The organism is Allobosea sp. CER48 (assembly GCF_044752385.1).
Lineage (GTDB): Bacteria > Pseudomonadota > Alphaproteobacteria > Rhizobiales > Beijerinckiaceae > Allobosea.
In genome coordinates, this window is sequence record NZ_JBIWYK010000302.1 from 1 (window position 1) to 3,971 (window position 3,971).

The window sequence follows — 3,971 nt, forward strand, 5'->3', positions numbered from 1 at the left end:
CCGGCGGGTTTCGAGAGCCCGCCGGATTCTTTGCGTCGTGGCCCTCAGACGCGCCGCGGCAGTGCCTCCAGGAAGCGGGCCGGCTCGCCCCGCGAAGGGGCCGTCAGATCGCCCTCCCACATCACCTTGAGGCCGCGCACGAAGGTGCCGACCGGCCAGCCGGTGACGGTGACGCCATCATAGGGCGTCCAGCCGCATTTCGAGGCGATCCAGTCGTTGGAGATCGTCTGCCTGCGCTTGAGATCGACGATGGTGAAGTCGGCATCATAGCCGACAGCGATGCGGCCCTTGCCCTCCAGCCCGAAGATGCGCTGCGGGCCGGCGCTGGTCAGGTCGACGAACCGCTCCAGCGAAAGCCGGCCGGCATTCACATGGTCGAGCATCACGGGCACCAGCGTCTGCACGCCCGGCATGCCCGAATGGCTGGCGGGATAGGCATGGTGCTTCTCCTCATGCGTATGCGGGGCGTGGTCCGAGCCGAGCACGTCGACGATGCCCTGCTCCACCCCCCACCAGATGCGCCGGCGGTGGCTGTCGTCGCGGATCGGCGGGTTCATCTGGGCGTAGGTGCCGAGGCGCTCGTAGCAATCGGGCGCCACGAGCGTGAGATGGTTCGGAAGCACCTCGACGGTCGCGACATCCTTGTGGTCCCTTAGGAATACCATCTCGTCCCCGGTCGAGATGTGCAGGATGTGAACGCGCGCGCCGGTCTCGCGCGCGATCCGCACCAGCCGCTTCGTGCAGGTCAGTGCCACCTCGGGCGACCGCCAGACCGGATGGCTCGACGGGTCGCCCTCGACGCGCAGGCCCATGCGCTCGCGCAGCATCATCTCGTCTTCGGAATGGAAGGCGGCGCGCCGGCGCGTGCGCTTCAGGATCTCGGACACGCCCTTGTCGTCCTCGACGAGCAGGTCGCCGGTCGACGATCCCATGAAGACCTTGATGCCCGCGGCGCCCGGCAACCGCTCCAGCTCCGCGACATCGGCGGCATTCTCATGCGTGCCGCCGACCCAGAAGGCGAAGTCGCAATGCATGCGGTGGCGCCCGCGCCGGACCTTGTCGGCCAGCGCCTCTGGCGTCGTCGTCTGGGGAATCGTGTTCGGCATCTCGAAGACGCAGGTGACGCCGCCGAGCGCGGCGGCGCGGGAACCCGTCTCCAGATCCTCCTTGTGGTCGAGCCCGGGCTCGCGGAAATGCACCTGGCTGTCGATCACGCCCGGCAGGATATGCAGGCCGGTGCAATCGACGGTCTCGCCCGCCGAAGCCTGCGAGAGATCGCCCAGCGCCACGATCCTGCCGCCGATGATGCCGATGTCGCGCGCGACGCGGCCATCCTGATTGACCACCGTGCCGCCCTTGAGGATGACGTCGTAAGTCTGGGGCATGGCGGGTCTCCGGAGGTTGAGCAAAGACGGGATGCGGCCTACCTATCGGCCAACGCGCCCCGCCGGAAGTCCAAACCGGTTTTCGGGTGGCGCCATCGCTTCATTTCGGCTGTCGAGGCTCGACCCGAAACCAGAACTGGAATGGCCTATGACCGCCACCCGATTGATCGACCGCGGCGTCATCCGCGTCAGCGGCGAGGACGCCCGTGACTTCCTGCAGAATCTCGTCACCAACGATCTCGATCCGGTCGCACCAGGCCATGCCGCCGGCTACGGCGCGCTGCTGACACCGCAGGGCAAGATCATCTGCGACTTCTTCGTCGTCGCGCTGTCGCCGGAGGATGGCGGCGGCTTCCTGCTCGATGCCCCGCTGCTGCAGACCGCCGATCTGATGAAACGCCTGAAGCTCTACAAGCTGCGCGCCAAGGTCGCGCTGGAGGATCTCACCGAGAGCAGCGCGGTGCTCGCCTCGGTGGATGGCACGCCGCTGCCCGCAGGCGCCGGCATCATCTACGACGATCCGCGCCTGCCCGCGCTCGGCCAGCGCGCCATCGCCGACGCGGAGGGCATCGAGGCACTCGTCTCGGCCGCGCCGGAGGCCTATCACGACCGCCGCATCGCGCTCGGCGTGCCGGCCGGCGGCCGTGACTTCCCCTATGGCGACACCTTCCCGCATGAGGCCCTGCTCGACCAGCTCGGCGGCGTCTCCTTCAAGAAGGGCTGCTACATCGGCCAGGAGGTCGTCTCCCGCATGCAGCACCGCGGCACCGCTCGCACCCGCGTCGTGCCGATCGTCTTCGACGACGGTATCGCGACGGAGACCGGTGCAGAGGCCGTAGCGGGCGGCAAGCCGCTCGGAACGATCGGCTCGGGCGCCAATGGGCGGGCGCTGGCGCTGCTTCGGCTGGACCGGCTTGCCGACGCGCTTGCGTCGGGCACCGCGCCGCGCGGAGGCGGGCTTGCCTTCCACCTTGCGGACAAGCCCGATTTCATCCGCTTCCCGTTCCCAGGCGAGCCGGACTTCGGCACCGCGGCAGGAGTCTCCCCATGAGCGAGGCAGCAGTCCTGAGCGAGGAACGCGCCGCGATCGAGGGGCCGGACGGCAAGTTCCGCTGCCGCTGGCCGGGCACCGACCCGCTCTACCTCGCCTATCACGACACCGAATGGGGCGTGCCGGAATATGATTCCCGGGCTCTCTGGGAGAAGCTCATCCTCGATGGCTTCCAGGCCGGGCTGTCCTGGATCACCATCCTGCGCAAGCGCGACGCCTTCCGCAGCGGCTTCGCCGGCTTCGAGCCGGAAACCGTCGCACGCTTCGACGAGACAGACGTGCAGCGCCTGCTGGCCGACCCCGGCATCATCCGCCATCGCGGCAAGATCGAAGGCACGATCAGGAGCGCGCAGGCCTATCTCAGGCTCAGCGAACGCGAACCCTTCGCCGATTTCCTCTGGAAGCATCTCGATGGCCGCGTCCTGCAGAACAGCTTCCGCACGCAGGGCGAGGTGCCCACGCAGACCAAGGTATCCGAGGCGATCTCGAAGGAACTGAAGAAGGCTGGCTTCACCTTCTGCGGGCCGACCATCGTCTACGCGTTCATGGAGGCATGCGGGCTGGTCAACGACCACCTGACCGGCTGCTTCCGCTGGAGCGAATGCGCCGCGCTGGCCCGCGACACGCGCCCCGCCGCCTGATGGTCCGCAAGCCCGAACCGCCCCGCGCGTGGCAGCGCATGCTCTCGGGCCGGCGGCTCGACCTGCTAGATCCTTCTCCCCTCGACATCGAGATCGAGGACATTGCGCATGGGCTCGCCCGCGTCGCACGCTGGAACGGGCAGACGCGGGGCGCCCATTCCTTCTCGGTGGCGCAGCACTGCCTGCTGGTCGAGGCGATCGCGGCCCATCTGAACCCGGCCTGGAGCGCTGCCTGGCGGCTGGTGGCGCTGCTGCACGACGCGCCGGAATACGTGATCGGCGACATGATCTCGCCGTTCAAGGTGGTGATGGGTGACGCCTACAAGAGCGTGGAGTTGCGCCTGCTCGCTGCGATCCACCTGCGCTTCGGCCTGCCGGCGGCGACGCCCGCGGTGCCGAAGCGAAAGACGAAGGAAGCCGACACCATCGCCGCCTTCTTCGAGGCGACGCGGCTCGCCGGCTTTGCGCGGGAGGAGGCCCTCAAATTCTTCGGCCGGCCGCAGGCGCTGCCGGACGAAGTGATGAGCTGGCTCGAGCCGCTCGATACCGAGACGGCGCAGGCGCGCTTCCTGGAGCGCTTCGCCGAGCTTGCCAGCATGCTCAGTGGGTCAGGCGGACCGCGCTGATCTCATTGGCGATCTGCTTGAAGATCGGGCCGAGCTGCGCCGCGGAGGACACGTCGTAGTACATCTCGGGCTTGCTGGCGCACTCCTTCAGCAGGCTCGCATTCCCGTTGATCACGCGGATCGTATAGAGATTGATGCCGACACCCTTGATCCCCTGGCAGGACTGCCTGGTGCGGTCGTCGATCGACGTGCTCGAGGTCGTGAAGCGGTTCTCGGTGTTTTCGCCGTCGGTCAGCAGGATCATGTATTTCTTCAGCATCGGCTCGGT

The 3,971-nt window shown here is 67.8% G+C and carries 5 protein-coding genes; 3 read left to right on the forward strand and 2 right to left on the reverse strand.

The genetic code is table 11. The features are described 5' to 3' along the window. Positions 1–44: 44 nt before the first annotated feature. Positions 45–1,385 carry a dihydroorotase gene (locus ACIPIA_RS11690; RefSeq protein ID WP_400509662.1) on the reverse strand — a complete coding sequence of 447 codons (1,341 nt, stop codon included), beginning with the start codon at positions 1,383–1,385 and terminating at the stop codon, positions 45–47. Positions 1,386–1,533: 148 nt separating this feature from the next. Here ACIPIA_RS11690 and ygfZ point away from each other — a divergent pair, with 148 nt between their 5' ends. From ygfZ to ACIPIA_RS11705, 3 genes are read left to right on the forward strand one after another with little or no spacing between them, the layout of a single operon-like run. Then, positions 1,534–2,436 (forward strand): CAF17-like 4Fe-4S cluster assembly/insertion protein YgfZ, encoded by a 903-nt coding sequence (ygfZ, locus tag ACIPIA_RS11695; protein WP_400509663.1) that lies wholly within the window; start codon positions 1,534–1,536, stop codon positions 2,434–2,436. Further along, complete coding sequence (locus tag ACIPIA_RS11700) at positions 2,433–3,077, forward strand: DNA-3-methyladenine glycosylase I (protein WP_400509665.1); 645 nt, start codon at positions 2,433–2,435, stop codon at positions 3,075–3,077. Before ygfZ ends, ACIPIA_RS11700 begins: the two co-directional genes overlap by 4 nt. Continuing rightward, positions 3,077–3,703: a YfbR-like 5'-deoxynucleotidase gene (locus ACIPIA_RS11705; RefSeq protein WP_400509667.1), complete on the forward strand. Its 627-nt coding sequence runs from the start codon at positions 3,077–3,079 to the stop codon at positions 3,701–3,703. Before ACIPIA_RS11700 ends, ACIPIA_RS11705 begins: the two co-directional genes overlap by 1 nt. Here the strand turns inward: ACIPIA_RS11705 and ACIPIA_RS11710 are convergent. Beyond that, positions 3,678–3,971, reverse strand: a 294-nt coding sequence (locus ACIPIA_RS11710; RefSeq protein ID WP_400509669.1) for a VWA domain-containing protein, incomplete at its 5' end; no start/stop codon positions are given. The genes ACIPIA_RS11705 and ACIPIA_RS11710 overlap by 26 nt on opposite strands.

Bases quoted from the DNA above. Each gene is read 5' to 3' on its own strand.
- ACIPIA_RS11690 (WP_400509662.1), bottom strand. From the start codon at position 1,385: ATGCCCCAGACTTACGACGTCATCCTCAAGGGCGGCACGGTGGTCAAT.
- ACIPIA_RS11700 (WP_400509665.1), top strand. From the start codon at position 2,433: ATGAGCGAGGCAGCAGTCCTGAGCGAGGAACGCGCCGCGATCGAGGGG.
- ACIPIA_RS11705 (WP_400509667.1), top strand. From the start codon at position 3,077: ATGGTCCGCAAGCCCGAACCGCCCCGCGCGTGGCAGCGCATGCTCTCG.
- ygfZ (WP_400509663.1), top strand. From the start codon at position 1,534: ATGACCGCCACCCGATTGATCGACCGCGGCGTCATCCGCGTCAGCGGC.